At 64.2% G+C, this 19,412-nt stretch carries 18 protein-coding genes and 1 tRNA gene; 15 read left to right on the top strand and 4 right to left on the bottom strand.

Annotated features, from left to right (window positions below; all coding sequences use genetic code 11):
* Positions 1–6: 6 nt before the first annotated feature.
* From nifB to nifL, 3 genes are all read right to left on the bottom strand, one after another.
* A complete protein-coding gene (nifB, locus tag ECTOBSL9_RS11255) occupies positions 7–1,533 on the bottom strand; it encodes a nitrogenase cofactor biosynthesis protein NifB (RefSeq protein WP_082829884.1) in 1,527 nt (508 codons plus the stop codon).
* A gap of 183 nt (positions 1,534–1,716) precedes the next feature.
* The gene (gene nifA / locus ECTOBSL9_RS11250) at positions 1,717–3,285 is read right to left on the bottom strand and encodes a nif-specific transcriptional activator NifA (protein ID WP_063465134.1); all 1,569 of its coding nucleotides are present in this window, start codon (positions 3,283–3,285) and stop codon (positions 1,717–1,719) included.
* Between the two features lie 19 nt (positions 3,286–3,304).
* Positions 3,305–4,873, bottom strand: coding sequence for a nitrogen fixation negative regulator NifL (gene nifL, locus ECTOBSL9_RS11245; RefSeq protein WP_082829883.1), 1,569 nt, complete (start codon positions 4,871–4,873; stop codon positions 3,305–3,307).
* Positions 4,874–5,193: 320 nt separating this feature from the next.
* Here nifL and rsxA point away from each other — a divergent pair, with 320 nt between their 5' ends.
* The 9 genes from rsxA (at position 5,194) to ECTOBSL9_RS17565 (ending at position 14,086) form a co-directional block, all read left to right on the top strand.
* On the top strand, positions 5,194–5,763 hold the full coding sequence (rsxA, locus tag ECTOBSL9_RS11240) for an electron transport complex subunit RsxA (protein ID WP_371258977.1): 570 nt from the start codon (positions 5,194–5,196) through the stop codon (positions 5,761–5,763).
* 25 nt (positions 5,764–5,788) lie between these two features.
* On the top strand, positions 5,789–6,316 hold the full coding sequence (locus tag ECTOBSL9_RS11235; RefSeq protein ID WP_063465133.1) for an RnfABCDGE type electron transport complex subunit B: 528 nt from the start codon (positions 5,789–5,791) through the stop codon (positions 6,314–6,316).
* A gap of 10 nt (positions 6,317–6,326) precedes the next feature.
* Complete coding sequence (gene rsxC, locus ECTOBSL9_RS11230; RefSeq protein WP_063465132.1) at positions 6,327–7,862, top strand: electron transport complex subunit RsxC; 1,536 nt, start codon at positions 6,327–6,329, stop codon at positions 7,860–7,862.
* A gap of 3 nt (positions 7,863–7,865) precedes the next feature.
* Positions 7,866–8,972 (top strand): RnfABCDGE type electron transport complex subunit D, encoded by a 1,107-nt coding sequence (locus ECTOBSL9_RS11225; RefSeq protein ID WP_063465131.1) that lies wholly within the window; start codon positions 7,866–7,868, stop codon positions 8,970–8,972.
* Positions 8,969–9,658, top strand: coding sequence for an electron transport complex subunit RsxG (gene rsxG, locus ECTOBSL9_RS11220; RefSeq protein WP_063465130.1), 690 nt, complete (start codon positions 8,969–8,971; stop codon positions 9,656–9,658). Before ECTOBSL9_RS11225 ends, rsxG begins: the two co-directional genes overlap by 4 nt.
* Positions 9,655–10,347, top strand: a complete 693-nt coding sequence (locus ECTOBSL9_RS11215) for an electron transport complex subunit E (protein ID WP_063465129.1) — start codon at positions 9,655–9,657, stop codon at positions 10,345–10,347. The genes rsxG and ECTOBSL9_RS11215 overlap by 4 nt, the downstream gene beginning before the upstream one ends.
* Positions 10,348–10,433: 86 nt before the next feature.
* A complete protein-coding gene (locus ECTOBSL9_RS11210; RefSeq protein WP_063465128.1) occupies positions 10,434–10,688 on the top strand; it encodes an RnfH family protein in 255 nt (84 codons plus the stop codon).
* A 150-nt stretch (positions 10,689–10,838) separates the two neighbouring features.
* Positions 10,839–12,704, top strand: coding sequence for an SWIM zinc finger domain-containing protein (locus ECTOBSL9_RS17740; RefSeq protein ID WP_305728303.1), 1,866 nt, complete (start codon positions 10,839–10,841; stop codon positions 12,702–12,704).
* On the top strand, positions 12,701–14,086 hold the full coding sequence (locus ECTOBSL9_RS17565; protein WP_240480963.1) for a DEAD/DEAH box helicase: 1,386 nt from the start codon (positions 12,701–12,703) through the stop codon (positions 14,084–14,086). Before ECTOBSL9_RS17740 ends, ECTOBSL9_RS17565 begins: the two co-directional genes overlap by 4 nt.
* Before the next feature lie 4 nt (positions 14,087–14,090).
* Here the strand turns inward: ECTOBSL9_RS17565 and ECTOBSL9_RS11200 are convergent, their stop codons facing one another.
* Positions 14,091–14,636 (bottom strand): hypothetical protein, encoded by a 546-nt coding sequence (locus ECTOBSL9_RS11200; RefSeq protein ID WP_063465127.1) that lies wholly within the window; start codon positions 14,634–14,636, stop codon positions 14,091–14,093.
* A gap of 156 nt (positions 14,637–14,792) precedes the next feature.
* On the opposite strand from ECTOBSL9_RS11200, the gene ECTOBSL9_RS11195 reads away from it, so the two are divergent.
* The 6 genes from ECTOBSL9_RS11195 to ECTOBSL9_RS11170 all read left to right on the top strand — a co-directional run bounded on the left by ECTOBSL9_RS11195 (position 14,793) and on the right by ECTOBSL9_RS11170 (position 19,364).
* Positions 14,793–14,869 (top strand) — tRNA-Arg (locus ECTOBSL9_RS11195).
* Positions 14,870–15,083: 214 nt separating this feature from the next.
* Positions 15,084–15,698, top strand: coding sequence for an NAD(P)-dependent oxidoreductase (locus ECTOBSL9_RS11190; RefSeq protein ID WP_063465126.1), 615 nt, complete (start codon positions 15,084–15,086; stop codon positions 15,696–15,698).
* A 53-nt stretch (positions 15,699–15,751) separates the two neighbouring features.
* Positions 15,752–16,114 (top strand): hypothetical protein, encoded by a 363-nt coding sequence (locus tag ECTOBSL9_RS11185; protein WP_156500103.1) that lies wholly within the window; start codon positions 15,752–15,754, stop codon positions 16,112–16,114.
* A 70-nt stretch (positions 16,115–16,184) separates the two neighbouring features.
* Positions 16,185–17,276 carry a patatin-like phospholipase family protein gene (locus ECTOBSL9_RS11180; protein ID WP_063465124.1) on the top strand — a complete coding sequence of 364 codons (1,092 nt, stop codon included), beginning with the start codon at positions 16,185–16,187 and terminating at the stop codon, positions 17,274–17,276.
* Positions 17,273–18,718: a GntP family permease gene (locus ECTOBSL9_RS11175; RefSeq protein ID WP_063465123.1), complete on the top strand. Its 1,446-nt coding sequence runs from the start codon at positions 17,273–17,275 to the stop codon at positions 18,716–18,718. The genes ECTOBSL9_RS11180 and ECTOBSL9_RS11175 overlap by 4 nt, the downstream gene beginning before the upstream one ends.
* Before the next feature lie 73 nt (positions 18,719–18,791).
* Positions 18,792–19,364 (top strand): methyltransferase domain-containing protein, encoded by a 573-nt coding sequence (locus ECTOBSL9_RS11170; protein WP_205631961.1) that lies wholly within the window; start codon positions 18,792–18,794, stop codon positions 19,362–19,364.
* The last annotated feature ends 48 nt before the right edge of the window (positions 19,365–19,412 follow it).

Below are 19,412 nucleotides of genomic sequence, written 5' to 3'. Positions count from 1 at the left end.
AAGGGCTCAAGAGACCTCGGCCATCAGACTGTTGCTGCCCTCCTCCACCGGGGCCAGCTGGCCGGCCTCCATCATCTCCTTGTAGACGGCCAGGATGGCATCCTCGATGGGTTCCATGGCGTGATTGGGATTGGGAGTGATGCCGGCGGCTTCCAGGATGGACCAGGGTTCGATACCGATACGGGAGCATAGCAGCACTTCGCAGTCTTCCAGCGAGCGCAGCGTGCTCGCCAGCACCTGCTCCCGGTCACCGCACTCATCAGGGCCGGAACAATAGAGATCGGCACGACGATGGCCTTCAAAGCGCACGCCTTCGGGCGATGCCCGGTAGACCAGGAATTCCCGGGCATGACCGAAGTGCTGATTGATCACACCACCGCCCTGAGTGGCCACGGCCATCAGCACCGGACGGGAGGCGGCCTTGTCGGTCGCCGATGCCACGGGTGCCCGAGCGGTGCTGGCCAGCCGCTTGGCCCCCATGGACTCCCGAATGGCCGCCTGCACCTGATCGCGTCGTTCACGGGCGGCCTGGTAGTCCACCTCCAGCTCATCGATGCGATCGGCAGTGAACTCGGCCCCCCGGTCCTCCCCCAACCGACCCACGGCGTCGGCGCGGCATTGGCGGCAATGACGCATCATCTTCATGTCCGTGCCACAGGCATCGCGCAGGGCAGTGAGCTCGGCCTGGGTGGGGCCGCGCTGGCCATTGAGGCCAAAATAGGTGCCATGTTCCGGCTCGGAGATCAGCGGCATGATGTTATGCATGAAGGCCCCCTTGGCCTTCACCACCCGCGACACTTCCTTGAGATGCTCGTCGTTGATGCCCGGAATCATCACCGAGTTCACCTTTACCAGCACGCCCCGCTCCACCAGCATTTCCAGGCCCTTTTGCTGCTGCTCGATAAGCAGACGGGCCCCTTCCACGCCGAAGACCCGCTTCTTGTTCCAGATCACCCAGGGATGAATGCGGGCACCCACCTCCGGGTCGATGCTGTTGATGGTGATGGTGATGTGATCCACGCCCAGGGCCGCCAGCTCTTCCACATGCTCGGGAAGGGCCAAGCCGTTGGTGGACAGGCACAACTTGATGTCGTCGGCCTGCTCGCGGATGCCCCGGAAGGTCTGGAAGGTGCGGGTCGGGTTGGCCAGGCCATCCCCAGGCCCGGCGATGCCCACCACGGTCATCTCGGGGATGCTGGCCGCCACGGCCAAAGCCTTTTTAACGGCCTGGTGCGGCTTGAGCACCTCAGAGACCACACCGGGGCGGGATTCGTTGGCACAGTCATACTTGCGGTTGCAGTAGTGACACTGGATGTTGCAGGCCGGTGCCACCGCCACATGCATGCGGGCAAAGTGGTGATGGGCCTCTTCCGAGTAGCAGGGATGATCCTGGATCTTCTCGCGAATGGCCTGAGGCAGTTCCGGGGTGGGGTCGTTGGCGCTACCGCAACCACCGGTGGAGCAGCCACCCTGCGGAGGGACGGCCTCTTTGATGACGGGAATGTCGCTGAGCTTTTTGATTTTCAGGTCCATCACGGTCCTCCCGTTGAGGGTGCCCGCCGGTCTCACGGTGGGAAAGGTTGATCTTGGGAGGAGTAATGCAAACGGCGTGCCTGAAATCAAATAAATACAACCTCATGATTTTTAAAGCTTTACCATTCCAAGCATAGAAACATGTTGCACATGCCACAGACAAGGCTGTGGTGAAGGGCACAATCAGAACTGTCTGACCCTGATCTTGAGGGTCTGGATGCGGTAGGCAATCTGCCGGGGCGTCATGCCCAGCAGGCGGGCGGCCTTGGCCTGCACCCAGCCGGCCCGCTCCAGGGCGGCGATCACCCGTTCGCGCTCATCCAGGTCAGGATCATCCAGGTCCACGTCCACCTCGGGCTCCGGCTTGCGACTCAAGGGGAGTTTGTCCTCCAGGCCGGTGAGGTTGATGGCATCCAGGTCGATGGTGCCGGTCTCGCTCATGATGGCGGCCCGCTCCAGACAGTTTTCCAGCTCCCGCACGTTACCCGGCCATTCGTGGCGCATGAGCGTGCGGATGGCGCTGTCGGTGATATCCAGAGGACGACCCTGGGCCTTGGCCAGCTTATCCACCAGGAACCGGGCCAGATCCGGGATGTCCTCGCTGCGATTGCGCAAGGCGGGCACGAAGATGGGCATGACGTTGAGTCGGTAGTACAGGTCCTCCCGGAAATCCCCTCGTTCCACCTCTTCTTCCAGGGGGCGGTTGGTGGCGGCGATCACGCGCACGTCCACCTTCAGGGTGCGCGTGCCCCCCACCCGCTCGAACTCACCCTCCTGCAACACCCGCAGCAGTTTGGCCTGAAAGGCCTGGGAGATCTCGCCGATCTCGTCCAGGAAGATGGTGCCACCATCCGCCTGTTCGAAACGCCCCTTGCGCTGGGAGACAGCCCCGGTAAAGGCGCCCTTCTCATGCCCGAAGAGTTCGCTCTCCAGCAGATTGTCCGGCAGGGCCGCGCAGTTGAGCTTGACGAAATGACCATTGGCCCGGGGCGAGTTGTAGTGGATGGCATTGGCGATGAGTTCCTTGCCGGTGCCGGTCTCGCCGCGCACCAGCACAGTGGTGTGCCACTTGGCCACCTGACGCACCTGCTCGAACACCCGGCGCATCTCCTTGGAGTGCCCCACCACGTTGTCCAGATGATAGCCGCCACGCACCTCGCGGCGCAGCCGGTCGCGCTCATCGGTCAGCGCCTGGCGCTCCTGCTCCAGATCCCAGGCGCGGCGCACGGTCTGGGCCAGCAGGTTGGCCACCATCTCCAGGAAACGGGCGCGCTCTTCCAGCAGACCGTCATCCCCGCAAATGGGCTGGGCGGCCAGCACCCCAATGGGATTGTCCTCACCCACCCGAATGGGCACTCCCACAAAAGGCAGGTCCGGGGCGTACAGCCCCATGCGATCGAGAAACCGGGGCTCATCGGCGATGCGACCCACCACGACCGTATCCCCTTCCTTGAGGATGCCCCCCATCAAGCCCTCGCCGGGGCGGTAGCGCACCTTGTCCACCTTCTCCCGCGTACCCGTGTGGGCAGCGCCCACCATGAGTTCACCCGTGGCCGGATCCAGCAGCGACACCATGCCGCAACGCATGTCCGAGGATTCGTGCAGCACATGCAGCACGCCGGAGAGGATGTCCTGTAATCCGGATGAACAACTGAGCACCTGGCTCACCTGATAAAGCGTGTCCAGATGCATTTCGATCACTTGGGCGCGCGAGCGCCGCGTCGTGCCGACTGCCGTAGGAGAGATCACCATGGATTTTCCTGGAGTGATGTCAGAGTTTGCGCTGTGAGGCGTTGGGGAACTGCAGGCGGATGCGGCAGCCTTCCAGGCAGGTGGGGTCCACCTCCACCAGACCCGCGTGCTGGTTCACCACCTCCTGCACCATGGGCAGCCCCATCCCTGCCCCGCTGCCACTGCGGCCCTTGGTGCTGACGAAGGGTTCGAACACCCGTAGCCGCATGGACTCGGGGATACCCGGTCCGGAGTCCTGGATGACCACCTGAACAGCATCATCCAGGGCCTGGGTGGCAATGCGGATCTCGCGGCGACCGGTGCCGCTGTCATCCAGGGCATCCAGGGCGTTGTCCACCAATTGCTTGAACATCCCCCGCAGCCGGCCTTCCCGACCCAGCACGTTGGGCAGCACCGGCGCCGGATCCCAGTCCACCACCACGCCGGAGGTGAGCAAGCGACGGGTGGACAGGCCCAGCACCTCTCGCAGCAGGGCATTGAGATTCACCGGGATGATGGCCTCGTCCCGCTCCTCGGGGATGCAGTTTTCCAGGGTCTGCAGGGCCTGACGACCGGATGCCAGGGCCTCCTGCAACACATTCAACAGGGGGTCGGCGGTGCCCTCCCCCTGGCGCCGCTCCAGCAACTGGGTGGCGGCGGCAATCATGTTGACAGGCCCCTGCATCTGATAGACGGCGCCGGTCAGGGTCTCGCGCATGCTCTCCACCAGCTCGCTCTCGGCGGTGAGCGCCCTCAGGGCATTCATGCGCATCTCCTCCTGCTGCCGCTTGAGCTCGGTGACCTCCTTGGCCACCAGCATGAGATATTCCACCTTGCGGGGTTCGAAGAAGGCATCGGCGCTGCTGTCGCGCTCACGAATCCAGGTGCCGGAGCAGGAGAACCAGCGGGGTGCGCGGCCCGCGCCTGGATCGAACTGTACCTCATGATCCACAAAACCCTGGCCACTGCTGCGAGCCTTCTCGAAGGCCTCCCCCATGCTTTCGGAGAGGGCGGAGAGGAAGGCCTCGGCGGGTTCCTGGCCGCGCATGTCTCCCGCCAGTTTCTTGTACTCCTGGTTGTCCAGCACCACCCGGCCCGCCTCGTCCAGCAGGGCGATGACCACCGGCTCGGCATCCACCACGGACTCGATCAGGGCCTTTTGATTGCGCACCTGCTCCTCCAGTTGATGCATCTCGGTCACATCCCGGTGCATGCCCAGGTAATGGGTGAGATGACCCTGGGTATCCAGCACCGGGGCGATGCTCAACTCAGCCAGGTAGCGCCGGCCATCCTTGCGACGATTCACCAGCACCCCGGTCCAGGGCTTGAGCTGACGCAAACGGCCCCAGAGGGTCTCGTAGACCAGACTGGGCGTGCGGCGATCCGAGAGCAGGGATTCGTTCACACCCATGACTTCCGCTGCCTCGTAACCGGTCACCCGGGTGAAGGCCGGGTTGGCATAGAGGATGTTGGCCTTGGCATCGGTGATGGAAATGGCCACGGAGGATTGTTCCACCGCCTCGAAGAACAACCGTGCCGGCAACGCGCCCTCGCCGACGCGAATGGTGTGATCGTTGGCCGGTTGGAAGGGGTGATGGGGTCGGGTCATGGCGAGGTCTCGTGGCGATGCAGCTGTGTGACGTTCACTAATGCAAGAGCCGGGCCATACATCACCCTGATCCTGCTCCCCCACCCTGAATGCAGCCCTCAGGCCCCATGGCTCCCGGTGGGGACATTGTCGGTTACCTCACATCACTGCGAACCGGCGGCTCTGCCTGTCGCGATCCTCACAGCACCACCTGCACCACCATGGTGCAAGCCCGCCACAAACCCCCATAAACGGTGCGCCTAAAGAGTGCATTCCCCCCTTGGCACGCAAGATGCACATACCCCCTCAATCCAAGCGAGGTGAACACCGTGACGGAGTTTATGCTGCTACTTCTGGGCACAGCCCTGGTGAACAACGTGGTGCTGGTGCAGTTCCTGGGGCTGTGCCCCTTCATGGGCGTGTCCAACAAGCTGGACACGGCCCTGAGCATGGGCCTGGCCACCACCTTCGTGCTCACCCTGGCCTCGGTGGCCGGCTGGCTGCTGGAGCATTTCGTGCTCGCGCCCCTGGACCTGGGCTTTCTGCGCATCCTCTCCTTCATCCTGGTGATCGCCGCCGTGGTGCAGTTCACCGAACTGGTCATCCGCAAGACCAGCGCGGCCCTGCATCGGGTGCTGGGGATCTTTCTGCCGCTGATCACCACCAATTGCGCCGTGCTCGGCGTGGCCCTGCTCAACATCCAGGAAGGTCATGGTTTTCTGCAAAGCGTGACCTTTGGTTTCGGTGCCGCCCTGGGTTTCACCCTGGTGATGGTCATCTTCGCCGGTCTTCGCGAGCGCCTGGCCGTGAACAATGTGCCGGCAGCATTCGCCGGTGCCCCCATCGCCTTCATTGTCGCCGGGCTGTTGTCGCTGGGCTTCATGGGTTTCGCCGGCCTCGACTTCGCCTGACGCCACCCGAACAGGAGATCACACCATGTACGCAGCCATCGTTGTCCTGACCGCCATGGGCCTGCTCCTGGGTTATTCCCTGGGCATGGCCGCCAAGTATCTGAAGGTGGAGAAAGACCCCTTGGTCGACGAGATCGAGGACATGCTGCCGGGCACCAACTGCGGCCAGTGCGGCCTGCCCGGTTGCTCCAGCGCTGCCCAGGCCCTGGCCGCCCATGAGGCTCCCGTGACCCTTTGCCCACCGGGCGGCAAGGCCCTGGCCCAGCAACTGGCGGACAAGCTCTCGGTGAGCGTGGATCTGTCGGGCATGGAGGAGGAAGCACCCGCCTTTGCGCGCATCAAGGAGGATCAGTGCAACGGTTGCACCCGCTGTTACAAGGTGTGCGCCACCGACGCCATCATGGGTGCCAATCGGCAGATCCACACGGTGTTCACGGAAGCCTGCAACGGCTGTGGCAAGTGCGTGGAGGTGTGCCCCACCAATGGCCTGGTGCTGGTCACGGAAACCCCCACCCTGCGCACATGGCGCTGGCCCAAACCCCAAGCCCGCTGAGGTGACTGTCATGTTCTCACGCATCTTCAAGCGCCGGGCGTTCCAGGGCGGTGTGCACCCGGAAGACCGCAAACAGGCCACCAGCCACCTGCCCATCGAGACCCTGCCCTTGCCCGAGCGCCTGTATGTGCCCGTGCAACAGCACATCGGCGCCGCTGCCCAACCACGGGTGCAGGCAGGTCAAAAAGTGCTCAAGGGAGAGATGATCGCTGCGGGCACCGGCCCCGTCTCGGCGGCGGTGCATGCCCCCACCTCGGGCACCGTGGTGGCCGTGGAACCCCACCCGGCCCCTCATCCCAGCGGCCTGCCGGTACAGACCATCGTCATCGAACCCGACGGCGACGACCGCTGGATGGACGAACCCGAGCCCGAGCACGCCCTCAACCTGGAACCGGAAGTGATCGCCCAGCGCGTGGCGGAGGCGGGTGTGGTGGGCATGGGCGGCGCCACCTTCCCCGCCGCCATCAAGCTCAACCTGGGCAGCCGCCACACCATCGACACCCTGGTGATCAACGGCTCCGAATGCGAACCCTACCTCACCTGCGACGACCGCCTGATGCGGGAACGCACCCAGGAAGTCATCGACGGTGTACGCATCATGCGCCATGCCCTGGGGGCCCGGCACACCCTGATCGTGGTGGAGGACAACAAGCCCGAAGCCCTGGCTGCCCTCCAGGAACACCTCTACGAAATGGATCATCTGGAAGCCGTGTCCGTGCCCACCCGCTACCCCATGGGCTCGGAAAAACACATGATCAAGGCGGTCACTGGCCGGGAGATCCCCGCCGGAAAGCTGGGCGCCGACATCGGCGTGATCGTGCACAACGTGGGCACCGCCTACGCCGTACACCGGGCCGTACGCATGCGCCGGCCACTGGTGAGCCGCATCGTCACCGTGGGTGGCGGCGCCGTGCAGCGACCGGCGAACCTGGAAGTGCCCCTGGGCACCCGGGTGGAAGAACTGCTGGCCTACTGCGGCGGCACCCGGGAGACGCCGGCGCGCCTGCTCATGGGCGGCCCCATGATGGGCCAGATCATGCCCCACGCCCAGGTGCCGGTGGTGAAGGGGACCAACGGTGTGATCGCCCTTACTGCCGCCGAGATCAATATCGACGACCCCATGCCCTGCATCCGCTGCGGGCGTTGCGTGGACGCCTGCCCCTGCGGCCTGATGCCGCTGGAGATGGCCTCGCGCATCCGTAGCGAAGACATGGACGGCGCCGCGGCCCATGGGCTGATGGACTGTGTGGCCTGCGGCTCCTGCTCCTATGTGTGCCCCTCCCATATCCCCCTGGTGCAGTACTTCCAGCATGCCAAGGGGGTGCTGGGGGACCGGCGGGAGCAGCAGCGTCGTCAGGAGGAACTGAAGGAGCTGGCTCAGCAACGGCGCGCCCGGCAGGAGGCCGAAGCCAAGGCCAAGGCCGAGGCAGCAGCCCGCAAGAAGGCAGAACGGGAGGCGGCCAAGAAAAAACGCGCCCAGCAGGCCGAGGCCAAGGAGACGCCCACGCCCGCCAAAACCCACGACAAGGACAAGGCGGAGGCCTGACCCATGACCACCACGACCCCCGTCAGCGGACCCCACACCCACGCGCCCGGCGGCGTAACCACCCAGATGGGCTGGGTCATCCTGGCCCTGCTGCCCGCCACGGCCTTTGGCGTGTATCTGTTTGGCTGGCCGGCCCTGAACCTTTTGCTGATCACCGTGCTGGCGGCCATCGCCTTCGAGGTGATCAGTCTGCGCATTGCCAAACGCCCGGTCACCCCCTTTCTCATGGATGGCTCGGCCCTGCTCACCGGTCTGCTGCTGGCCCTGACCCTGCCCCCCTGGGCGCCCTGGTGGATCGCGGTGCTGGGGGCCGGCTTTGCGATCGTGGTGGGCAAGCACGTGTTCGGTGGACTGGGGCAGAACCTGTTCAACCCGGCCATGCTGGCCCGGGTGGCCCTGCTGGTGTCCTTCCCCCTGGAGATGACCACCTGGATAACCCCTCAGCCGATGTTCGCGGAAGGCTCGCCCGGTTTCGTCGAAGGGCTGGCCATCACCTTTGGTCTGGCGGCGATCCCCGATGTCATGACCGGGGCCACCGTGCTGGGCGAGACTCAAACCGGCTTCAGCCGCGACTTGGGTCTCTCCGAGACCCTGCCGGGCGTGTACGACCCCATGCAGCAGGCACTGGGCTTCATCCCCGCCAGCATGGGCGAGGGTTCGGCCTTGCTGCTGCTCGCCGGTGGGTTGGTACTCATGGCTCGGCGCATCATCAGCTGGGAGATCCCGGTGGCCATGCTGGGCACCCTGGCGGGGCTGGCGACGATCTTCATGCTCATCGACCCGGAGCGCTTCGCCGGTCCGGGTCTGCATCTGATCTCCGGCGGGGCGATGCTGGCGGCCTTTTTCATCGCCACCGACCCGGTCACCTCCCCCAGCACGATGCGCGGAAGGCTGATCTTCGGCGCCGGCTGTGGCCTGCTGATCTACGTGATCCGCACCTGGGGCGGTTACCCAGAGGGTATCGCCTTCGCCATCATTCTCATGAACGGCCTGGCGCCGCTGATTGACCACTACCTGCGGCCGCGCACCTATGGCCGCACCCGCGGTGGCAAGCCCCTGGAGCCCAAGGCTCCAGCCCAGGCTGCCCCCGTCACGGAGAAACGCCCATGACCACCGTGGCCCAACCCAGTTATCGCCAGCGTGTTGGCTACCACTCCGCCCTGCTGGGCGGCATCGCCCTGATGGCCAGTGCCGTACTGGTGATCACCGACATGCAGACCCGGGACACCATCGCCGAGCGCCAGGCAGAGGATTTCCGTCAGACCCTGGAGCAGGTCATCCCCGCCTCGGTGCATGACAACCAGCCCCAGCAGGACACCTATCAACTGGAACGATCGGATGGTCGCCCCCTTGAGATCTACCGGGCCCGGCAGGAAGGACGTGTGTCGGCGGTGGCCTTTCAGATGACGGGCCGCGGTTATGCGGGCCCCATCGAGATCCTCATGGGGGTGGACGCCAATGGGGAGGTTCTGGGTGTACGGGTGCTCAGGCACAAGGAGACCCCCGGCCTTGGGGACAAGATCGAGGTGGCGCGGGATCCGTGGATCCATTCCTTCGAGGGCCTGAGCCTGGGCGATCCACCCCGTGAGGACTGGGCGGTGAAGAAGGACGGCGGCATCTTCGATCAGTTCACCGGCGCCACCATCACACCTCGAGTGGTGGTGAATGCGGTGCGGGATGGGCTGGAGCTGTTCGACCAAAATCGTTCAACGCTGTTGCAGCGCGGTGACGAACCCGATCCGTCGGCCCTCACCCCAACCTCCGTCCTGCACTCACCACAGGAGCCCACGTCATGAGCCACCCGGCCAAACTGATACTGGACGACTACCGCCGCCTGTTCCGTGACGGCATCTGGGACAACAACGTGGTCATGGCCCAGATGCTCGCCCTGTGCCCCCTGCTGGCCGTCACCGGCACCGCCACCAACGGCCTGGGCATGGGCCTGGCCACCACCTTCGTCATGGTGGCCGCCGCCCTGCTCATCTCCATGTTCCGGGGCATCATCACCCCGGAGGTACGCATCCCGGTGTTCATCCTGCTCATCGCCGCCCTGGTGACCCTGGTGGATCTGGTGATGAACGCCTATCTCTACGAGATGCACAAGGCCCTGGGCCTGTTCATCCCCTTGATCGTCACCAACTGCGCCATTCTGGGGCGCGCCGAATCCTTCGCCTCGCGCCAGCCGGTGCACCGCGCCGTGGTGGACGGCCTCGCCATGGGGGTGGGCTTCACCCTGATCCTGGTGGTGCTCGGCGCCGTGCGCGAGATCCCCGGCAGCGGCACCCTGTTCGCCGACGCCCGCCTGCTCCTGGGGGATGGGTTTGCCTGGATGGAGATGACACTGATCCCCGACTACCGCGGCTTTCTGCTCATGATCCTGCCCCCCGGTGCGTTCCTGGCCCTGGGCTTCATCCTGGCGGGCAAGCGGGTGCTGGATACCCGGCTGGCGAACCGGGCCGTGGCAGCAAAGGTGGCCGAGGCGTGAATGGGACCGGCGTCCTTGCCCCTCTCCCGCTGGCGGGAGAGGGGTTGGGGTGAGGGCCGTCTTTCAACAAACACAGGAGCATTCCCATGCGCGTCGGCGTAGCCTACAGCGACCCCAACGACCGGGCCTGGCTCAAGGTGGACCTCCCCGAGGGGGCCACCGTGCAACAGGCCATCGAGCAATCCGGCATCCTCAAGCGGTTCCCGGACATCGACCTGGACAACCAGAAGGTGGGCATCTTCGGCAAGTTCTGCAAACTGGATAACCCCGTTCAGGACGGCGACCGTGTGGAGATCTACCGCCCCATCACCGTGGTGGATGATGACGATGACGACGACTGACAGGTGGAGACTTCCCTGATGCAACCACGAGGGCATCTCGCGCAGCGCTCGGTGCATCAGCCTTGACGGGAACAGCCGCCCGGGGCGTCGCTGGCGCCTGATCTTGTGTTAGCCTGCCGGGCCGACTCCCCCTCAGCTCACCGATCTCCCATGTCGAAGTCACGCCGTCGCCCGCCCCTCACGCTGGATATCATCAAAAACGCTGTCGACCATCGCACCTTCCAGCGAGGAAAGCGCTATTTCCAGGAAGACCGGGTCATCTTCGTGGATGTGATCCAGGACGACCCGGACGAGTTGTATTTCATCGCGGAAACCGAGGGTGGTCGGGATGAGATCTACCACCAGACCGTGGTGGCCAAGCCCGGACGGGACCGGCGGACCCTGGGCCTATTCGGCGACTGCACCTGCCCCGTCGGCATCCAGTGCAAGCACATGGTGGCAGCTTGTCTGGCCTACATTGATGGCGACGCCATCATTGCCATGCCGGATGAAGGGCACCACTTCACCGACTGGCTGCTGGAGACGGCACCAGACGCCCCGCCAGCCCCCACGGGGCGCACCAGCGACGATTTTCTCATCTATCAACTGGACAGCATCGAGACCGGCGTGAGCACCGGGTTCGGAGTGACCTTTCGTATAGCCAAGACGAAAAAGAACGGCCAGACCGCCCTGGGACGTGAAGTGGGCATACACTCGCTGCTGAACCCCTACGGAGTGCCACCGGAGTATCTGTGCCCCACCGATCGGGACATCCTGAACCAGCTCCATGTCAGTGACCCCCGTTTCCAGGCACCAGTCAAACTTCAGGGCCTGGCGGGCGGGATCGCCATGGATCTGATGCTGGGCACGGGGCGGCTGTTCCTGGGGCGGGATCGCGTTCAACCCTTGCACTCCGGGGAGCCTCGACCGGTGGAACTGACCTGGGTGGAAGAGTCCGAAGCGTTCCGCCTGGTGGCCCAAACCGACCCAAAGGGCGGGCTGCCCATGGACCTGCGTCCGCCCCGCTATGTGGACCTGGAAACCCACGAGGTGGGCGGCCTGATGATCCCGGAGGGTCTTGATGCCGGCTGGCTCAGTCGCGTCCCGGAGGCACCCCCCGTCCCGCCGGAGGAACTTCAGGAAGTGAGCGAAACCCTGGCGGTTCACTACCCCCAACTGCCCAAGCCCAAGGCACTGAACGTGCGCACGGTGAAGGATGTCGCCCCGATCCCGCTCCTGACCGTGCGGGTAGACACGCTGAATCTGACCCGTTCAGTCCTGAATCTGCAGTTCATCTACGGGGATCTGACACTCTCGCCCGATCACCCTACCCCCGTCGCCATGGGCAGGGTCAAGGGCGCCATCGTGGAGATACATCGCGACCTGGCAGCGGAAGAAAGGGCCGTGGAACAGCTCGCGCAGGAAGGGCTGGTGCGCGACCCCAAGGCCCCTGGCCAATTCACCCTGGCCACCCTGGGCATCAGCCAGCAGGTGATCATGACCCGCTGGCTGGAATTACTCAACCAGACACTCCCCCGCCTGAAGGAAGAAGGCTGGCGCATCCACCAGGAAGAGGGAGACATCCCGCGCCTGGATGTGGCCGAGAATGTCCACGCCCAGGTGGAGGAAGGTAATGGCTGGTTCGACCTGCATTTTGACCTGGAGGTGGATGGCCGCAAGGTGCCCCTGTTGCCCCTGGTGAGCGAACTCATCGGCAGTTATCAACCCGGGCGTCTGCCACCCACCCTGGCCCTGCCCATGAACGATGGCAGTTACGTGCAGGTGACCCGTGAGCAGATTGAGCCCGTCTTGCAGGCCATTATCGACCTGTATGACCATCTGGCCCCGGGCCAGGAAGACCTGCGCCTGTCCCGCCTGGATGCGCCCCGGCTGCTGGAACTGGGAGATGCCAAGATCCAGGGTGGCCAGGACCTGCAACACATGGCCCGCCGTCTCACCCAGTTCGAGGCCCTCACCCCGGTCGAGCCACCCCAGGATTTCCGGGGGACCTGCGGACTTATCAGCAGCAAGGCTTGAACTGGCTGCAGTTCCTGCGGGAATACCAGTTGGGCGGCGTGCTGGCCGATGACATGGGCCTGGGCAAGACCGTGCAGACCCTGGCGCACCTGGCCATCGAAAAGCAGGCCGGACGCCTGGACCACCCGGCCCTGATCGTCGCCCCCACCAGCCTGATGAGTAACTGGCGCCGGGAGGCGGAGCAGTTCACCCCCAGCCTCAAGGTACTCACCCTGCATGGGCCGGACCGCAAACGGTATTACGAGCAGCTGCCCGAAATGGACCTGGCCCTGACCACCTATCCCCTGCTCCCCCGCGACAGCGAGGAACTCCTGGCCCAGGATTTCAGCTTTCTGATCCTGGACGAGGCCCAGCAGATCAAGAACCCTCGTGCCCAGGCCTCCCAGGTGGTGCGTCGCATCAAGGCCACCCATCGCCTCTGCCTCACCGGCACCCCCATGGAGAATCACCTGGGGGAGCTGTGGGCCCAGTTCGACTTCCTGATGCCGGGGTTTCTGGGCAACCAGGAACAATTCTCCCGCCAGTACCGCACACCCATCGAAAAACACAACGATGGCGACAAGCTCAGGCGCCTCACCCGGCGCACCACCCCCTTCATGCTCAGGCGCACCAAGGACATCGTCGCCAAGGAACTGCCCAGCAAGACTGAACTGCTGCGCAGCACCCCCATCAGCGGCAAACAGGCGGCCCTGTACGAGAGCATCCGCCTGGCCATGGAGAAGAAGGTGCGCGACGCCATTGCCAAGCGCGGCCTGGCCCGCAGCCATATCATGGTGCTGGATGCCCTGCTCAAGCTGCGTCAGGTGTGCTGCGATCCTCGCCTGCTGCCCGCCAGCACCCAGGCCGGCTCCGCGCCTTCGGCCAAGTTGCAGATGCTCATGGAGTTCCTGCCGGAGCTATTGGATGAAGGCCGCCGGGTGCTGCTGTTCTCCCAGTTCACCACCATGCTGGGGCTGATCGAGCAGGAGCTCAAAAAGGCGGGTATTGGCTACTCCAAGCTCACCGGGCAGACCCGCAAGCGCGAAGAGGCCCTGGATGTCTTCCGCAATGGCCACGCCAACCTCATGCTGATCAGCCTCAAGGCCGGTGGCGTGGGCCTGAACCTCACCGAGGCCGACACGGTGATCCACTATGACCCCTGGTGGAACCCGGCGGTGGAAGCCCAGGCCACGGACCGTGCCCACCGCATCGGCCAGGACAAGCCGGTGTTCGTTTACAAGCTGATCACGGAAAACACCGTGGAAGAGAAGATCCTGGCCATGCAGGCCCGCAAGCAGAAGCTGGCGGATAACGTCTATGGGGACGACAAGCGCAGCGAGGACGAACCGCCGATCGACGCCGACATGATCAACGCCCTGTTTGCGCCGGAATCGAAGGGGTAGCAGGCTAGAACAGCTCGATATCGTTATCCCTGGATGATGGCTCCGAGAGCTTGAGAGCCTCCTCGATACTGGCACCGGCCAGCATGGCATCGAACATCGCCCGGTCTGGTTCATTGGTGTACTTGGCGCGGATGGCGCTTTGCAGACCACTCCATTCATAGGGGTTGTACAGCCGCCTGGAGTCAGACACCAGTTCCGCCAGCCCCTCAAGGCTGTTACCGATGTGAGCGAGGCGCTGGGAGAGTCGGTCGTAGAACTGGAACGCCACGATGGCATCGGACATGCTGGACTCCACGGCGCCGCAGTTTTCCAGAATGCTTTGTTTCTCCTGAGTATCCTCCAGCCCGTCGGCGGCCGCGTGGATCACCTGAGTCTTCCCCACCATGTTGGTGAAGGAGGCGGCCAGGGCATTGACGGAGTCATTACCATCGCGCATGGTCCGCTCGATCTGCGCCACCGCCAGTTGCAGCATCATCACGGTCTCGCGGACCTGGCTCCAGTCCAGATCCGGTCGCGCAGCGGTGGACGGTGTCTCGGGAAGGTCGGGCATGTGACTCCTCGCCAGGGTTGAGTGGCTTTTTGGCAGTATTGCCCCCACGCGGCAAACGGTCAACACGCGGGAATCAAGGAACCACCCGAAAATTTCTCCCCTCCGGGGCTTGACGCGGGGGGGCAGGATGACCATAATGCGCGCTTCCAATTCAGCGCGCCCGTAGCTCAGCTGGATAGAGTACCTGGCTACGAACCAGGTGGTCGGAGGTTCGAATCCTTCCGGGCGCGCCATATAAATCAAAGGCCTAGCATCGTCACGATGCTAGGCCTTTTTCGTTCTCCGATCAGTGCCCGCCACCTCCACTTCGGAGCCCGACTCTCTCGCGCCGACCATCCCACGACTCCCCCTTGCCCGATGCGTCGCCAGGGCCCGTGCCCCCCCCCCCTTCTGTCCTGACCTGGCAAGCGCTACGATGACCGGGAGTGGAATCCAGGAGAGCCCGCCATGAAGATCGCAGTGTTTGGTGGTACCCGCGGTGTGGGTGCTCAGGTGGTGGAACAGGCAGTCAAGCGCGGCCATTCCTGCCGGGTGCTGGCACGCAATCCAGAGTCTGTACCGGATCTGCCCGAGGTGGTGGCCATCAAGGGGGATGTGCTGGACCCGGACGCCGTATCGCGCGTGCTTGAGGGCTGCGAGGCCGTGGTCATCAGCCTCGGGCCCACCCGGAAAAGCCCGCCCAGCGTCTGTAGCGAAGGCACCCGACTGATCATTGAGGGCATGCAACGCCAGGGCATCCAGCGGGTGGTGGCGGTGAGCTCCATGGGCGTGGGAGAAAGCGCTCAGCAGGTCCCCTTGTTCTTCAAGATCGTGAGCGCCATCTTCCTGCGCGGCGTGATGAAGGACAAGGAGGCGCAGGAACGAATACTCAAGGACAGCCCCCTGGACTGGACCATCGTGCGCCCCGGCGGACTGTTCGATGGTCCGCCCACCGGGAATTATCAGGCGGGCGTGGATGTCGATACCATAGCAGCCCGGATTTCACGGGCCGATGTCGCGTCTTTTGTGCTCATACAGCTGGACGACGAGACCTATCTGCGGCAAGCCCCGCACGTGACCTGAACCGTCACCAGGCGGGAACTGGCAGTCATTCATCCATGGCAGGAATACCCCCCTTGAATACACCAATGATCCTCATCGCAGGTGGCACGTCCGTTCTCTGCGTCGGGGTCGGTTTGATCAGTGCCAAGCTGCATGCCGATTTCGAACATCACGAGCGCGGGGAGATGCCCCTGAGTGACGAGGAACGCAAGCAGTCACCACTTTGGAGTGTGCGCCGGTTCCCGGAAGACCGACTGGAACGCCTGGTGTACCGCATGCCAGGAGTGGAAGTGGCGATACTGGCTCTTGCCTTCTTCCTGTGGTGGGCTGCCCACGGGCCCATTGCCGCGTTCATTGCCTCTTTTGTGGTCATCGTCGTCCGGCCCACCCTGGCCAACGCGCTGGGGCTGCGGCATTCTGGCCAAGGCGAGCTTTAGAGCCCCTTCAATCCTGCCATAAACCGCTGTCAACTGATGATGGTTGCCCGATCGCACAGGAACCGGTGACATGAGCAATAATTCTCCCACCAAGACCATAGACCTTGCCCTGCAGGGGGGCGGTGCCCATGGCGCCCTCACCTGGGGGGTTCTGGACCGCCTGCTGGAGGATCCCCGTATCCACATCAGCAGCGTCAGCGGCACCAGTGCCGGGGCCATGAACGCGGTGGTCATGGCCGACGGGCTGGATCGGGGCGGTCGGGAGGGGGCCCGCGATGCGCTCACCGCCTTCTGGAAAGCCGTGAGCGATGGGGCAAAACTCTCCCCCATCCAGCGCACCATCTGGGATCGGCTCAGCGGCCGCTTCAGCATGGACCACTCCCCGAGCTACCTGTTCTTCGAACAGCTCACCCGCCAGTTCTCCCCCTACGAACTCAACCCGATGAACATCAACCCCCTGCGGGACCTGGTGGCCGCCCAGATCGATTTCGAGCGGGTCAATCACTGCAGCGAACTCAAGGTGTTTGTCACCGCCACCAATGTACGCACCGGTCGGGGCCGCATCTTCACCCAGCCGGAACTCAGCGTTGATAGCGTGATGGCATCGGCCTGCCTGCCCTTCATGTTCCAGGCCGTGGAGATCGATGGCGAGGCCTATTGGGACGGTGGCTACATCGGCAACCCGGCCCTCTACCCCCTCGTGGAGGACACCACCACTCGAGATCTGGTCATCGTGCAGATCAACCCGATGGTTCGGGAAGAACTGCCCCGCACCGGCCGGGACATCATCAACCGGCTCAATGAGATCACCTTCAACGCCAGCCTGATCAAGGAACTGCGCGCCATTGAACTGCTGCATCAACTGATCGAAGCGGAACAACTGGAATCAGAGCGCTATCGCGACATCTTCGTGCACCTGATCCATGCCCATGAAGAGCTCAAGGGCCTGGATGCCTCCAGCAAGATGAATGCCGAGTGGGATTACCTCACCTATTTGAAGGACCGCGGACGCAACTGGGCAGAGGCCTTCCTGAACAACCACTTCGACGACCTGGGCCAGCGCTCCAGCTTCGACCTCAAGGGCCTGTTTACCGATGCCTTCGCCCCGCCGGACCTGGATCACGGGGGCAGCGACGACACCTCAGGGGAACCCCGCTCATGATGGACATCCTGGTCATCCTGATTGCCCTGGGCCTGCTCATGTATCTGGCCTACCGGGGCATCAGCCTGCTGATCCTGGCCCCGGCGCTGGCCACCTTTGCCGTGGTGGCCACTCAGGACGGCCCGGTACTGGGCAGCTATACCCAGATCTTCATGGGGGCGACAGGCGACTTCATCACCCTCTACTTTCCGGTGTTCCTGCTGGGGGCCATCTTCGGCAAGCTCATGGAGGATTCGGGCAGCGCCGATGTGCTGGCCCGCGCCATCATCCGCTGGCTGGGCAGCAAGCGGGCCATGCTGGCCGTGGTGCTCTCCTGCGCACTCATGACCTATGGCGGGGTTTCCCTGTTCGTGGTGGCCTTTGCCGTCTACCCCATCGCCGCCGCCCTGTTCCGTCAGGCGGACATCCCCAAGCGCCTGATCCCGGCCACCATCGCCCTGGGGGCCTTCACCTTTACCATGACCGCCCTGCCGGGCACGCCGGCCATTCAGAACGCCATCCCCATGCCCTATTTCGGCACCTCGCCCTTTGCCGCACCCGGGCTGGGCGTGATCACGGCCCTGGTCATGTTCGGCCTGGGCATGCTCTGGCTCGGTTACCGGGCCCGCAAACTGGCCCACGAAGGCTATGGGGACCACCCGGACGCCGAGTTCACGCCGGACAAGGACCTGCGTGAACGCTCCGCCGGCGAGGGCTTCGATCTGATGGAACTGCCGGTGGAACAGCGTCCGGTGGCACCGCCATCGGTCTTCCTGGCCGTGCTGCCCCTGGTGCTGGTGATCGCCATCAACCTGCTGTTCACCTTCCTGATCATCCCGCGCATGGACACCGACTTCCTGGCCCTGCCGATTTACGGTGAGACCAGCATTGAGCAGGTACGGGGGATATGGTCGGTGATCGCCGCCCTGGTGCTGTCGCTGATGGTGGTGATCGCCTTCAACTGGAAGCGCCTGCCCAAGCTCAAGCAATCGGTGGACAACGGTGCCAATGCCTCACTGTTGCCCATCTTCAACACCGCCAGCCTGGTGGGTTTTGGCGCCGTGATCGCCTCCCTGGGCGCCTTCCTGCTGATCCGGGACACGGTAGTGGGCCTGGGTGGTGACAACCCCTTGATCTCCCTGGCCATTGCGGTGAACATCCTGGCTGGCATGACCGGCTCCGCCTCGGGGGGCATGAGCATCGCCCTGTCCACACTGGGTGAGACCTACATGGAGATGGCCCGGGCCCAGGGCATCGACCCCGAACTGCTGCACCGGGTAACCGCCGTGGCCACCGGCGGCCTGGACACCCTGCCCCATAACGGCGCGGTGATCACCCTGCTGGCCATCTGCGGCCTCACCCACCGCCAGGCCTATTTCGACCTGGCCATGGTGGCCATGCTGGCGCCCTTTTTGTCGCTGATTGTCCTCATCACCCTGGGGACGGTGTTCGGCAGCTTCTGACGCTCAAGGGGGTAGAACGATTTATCGCGAACCGGAAGAGGCCTGCATCAGCGGACTGATGCAGGATGCACGCATGGAAACCATCGTCCGACACATCCTGGCCAGCGGGGCGCGCCGGGTGCTGGACCTGGGGTGTGGTGAGGGTGAATTGTTGCTGCGACTGGCGGGACAGGCACCGCTTGAACAACTCACGGGCCTGGACATCGACCCGGCCTGCGTGGACACCGCCCGCCAGGCCCTGGAGCGCACCGCCACCTCGGCGGGACCTTGCGTGGAAGTGCGCCAGGGCTCCTTCACCGAACCGGACCCATCGTTGCAGGGCTTTGACGTGGCCGCCCTCATCGAGACCATTGAGCACATCGACCCGCGTCACCTGTCCCGACTGGAAGACGCGGTGTTCGGCTGCATGCGGCCAGGCACCGTGCTGGTGACCACCCCCAATCAGGAATACAACCAGTTGTACGGGCTGGCCCCCGGGGAGATGCGCCATCCTGGGCATTTTTTTGAATGGACCCGGGCGCGCTTTCGCAAATGGGGCTGGGGTGTGGCCGCCCGGCACGGGTATCGGGTGCAGTTTGTGGATCTGGGGGAGCTGGATCCGGCCCTTGGGGGGTCGAGCCAGATGGCGCGGTTTATGAGGCAATAAGGTAAGTGGTAAAGGGGGACAGATTTTAATCTGTCCCCCTTTACCACG

The sequence above is a fragment of the Ectothiorhodospira sp. BSL-9 genome, from assembly GCF_001632845.1.
GTDB lineage: Bacteria > Pseudomonadota > Gammaproteobacteria > Ectothiorhodospirales > Ectothiorhodospiraceae > Ectothiorhodospira.
This window is presented reverse-complemented; position numbering and strand designations above follow the sequence as displayed.

Excerpts from the sequence above, each read along its gene's own strand:
- nifB (WP_082829884.1), bottom strand. The coding sequence starts at position 1,533 with ATGGACCTGAAAATCAAAAAGCTCAGCGACATTCCCGTCATCAAAGAG.
- nifA (WP_063465134.1), bottom strand. The coding sequence starts at position 3,285 with ATGGTGATCTCTCCTACGGCAGTCGGCACGACGCGGCGCTCGCGCGCC.
- nifL (WP_082829883.1), bottom strand. The coding sequence starts at position 4,873 with ATGACCCGACCCCATCACCCCTTCCAACCGGCCAACGATCACACCATT.
- rsxA (WP_371258977.1), top strand. The coding sequence starts at position 5,194 with ATGCTGCTACTTCTGGGCACAGCCCTGGTGAACAACGTGGTGCTGGTG.
- ECTOBSL9_RS11235 (WP_063465133.1), top strand. The coding sequence starts at position 5,789 with ATGTACGCAGCCATCGTTGTCCTGACCGCCATGGGCCTGCTCCTGGGT.
- rsxC (WP_063465132.1), top strand. The coding sequence starts at position 6,327 with ATGTTCTCACGCATCTTCAAGCGCCGGGCGTTCCAGGGCGGTGTGCAC.
- ECTOBSL9_RS11225 (WP_063465131.1), top strand. The coding sequence starts at position 7,866 with ATGACCACCACGACCCCCGTCAGCGGACCCCACACCCACGCGCCCGGC.
- rsxG (WP_063465130.1), top strand. The coding sequence starts at position 8,969 with ATGACCACCGTGGCCCAACCCAGTTATCGCCAGCGTGTTGGCTACCAC.
- ECTOBSL9_RS11215 (WP_063465129.1), top strand. The coding sequence starts at position 9,655 with ATGAGCCACCCGGCCAAACTGATACTGGACGACTACCGCCGCCTGTTC.
- ECTOBSL9_RS11210 (WP_063465128.1), top strand. The coding sequence starts at position 10,434 with ATGCGCGTCGGCGTAGCCTACAGCGACCCCAACGACCGGGCCTGGCTC.
- ECTOBSL9_RS17740 (WP_305728303.1), top strand. The coding sequence starts at position 10,839 with ATGTCGAAGTCACGCCGTCGCCCGCCCCTCACGCTGGATATCATCAAA.
- ECTOBSL9_RS11200 (WP_063465127.1), bottom strand. The coding sequence starts at position 14,636 with ATGCCCGACCTTCCCGAGACACCGTCCACCGCTGCGCGACCGGATCTG.
- ECTOBSL9_RS11190 (WP_063465126.1), top strand. The coding sequence starts at position 15,084 with ATGAAGATCGCAGTGTTTGGTGGTACCCGCGGTGTGGGTGCTCAGGTG.
- ECTOBSL9_RS11180 (WP_063465124.1), top strand. The coding sequence starts at position 16,185 with ATGAGCAATAATTCTCCCACCAAGACCATAGACCTTGCCCTGCAGGGG.
- ECTOBSL9_RS11175 (WP_063465123.1), top strand. The coding sequence starts at position 17,273 with ATGATGGACATCCTGGTCATCCTGATTGCCCTGGGCCTGCTCATGTAT.
- ECTOBSL9_RS11170 (WP_205631961.1), top strand. The coding sequence starts at position 18,792 with ATGGAAACCATCGTCCGACACATCCTGGCCAGCGGGGCGCGCCGGGTG.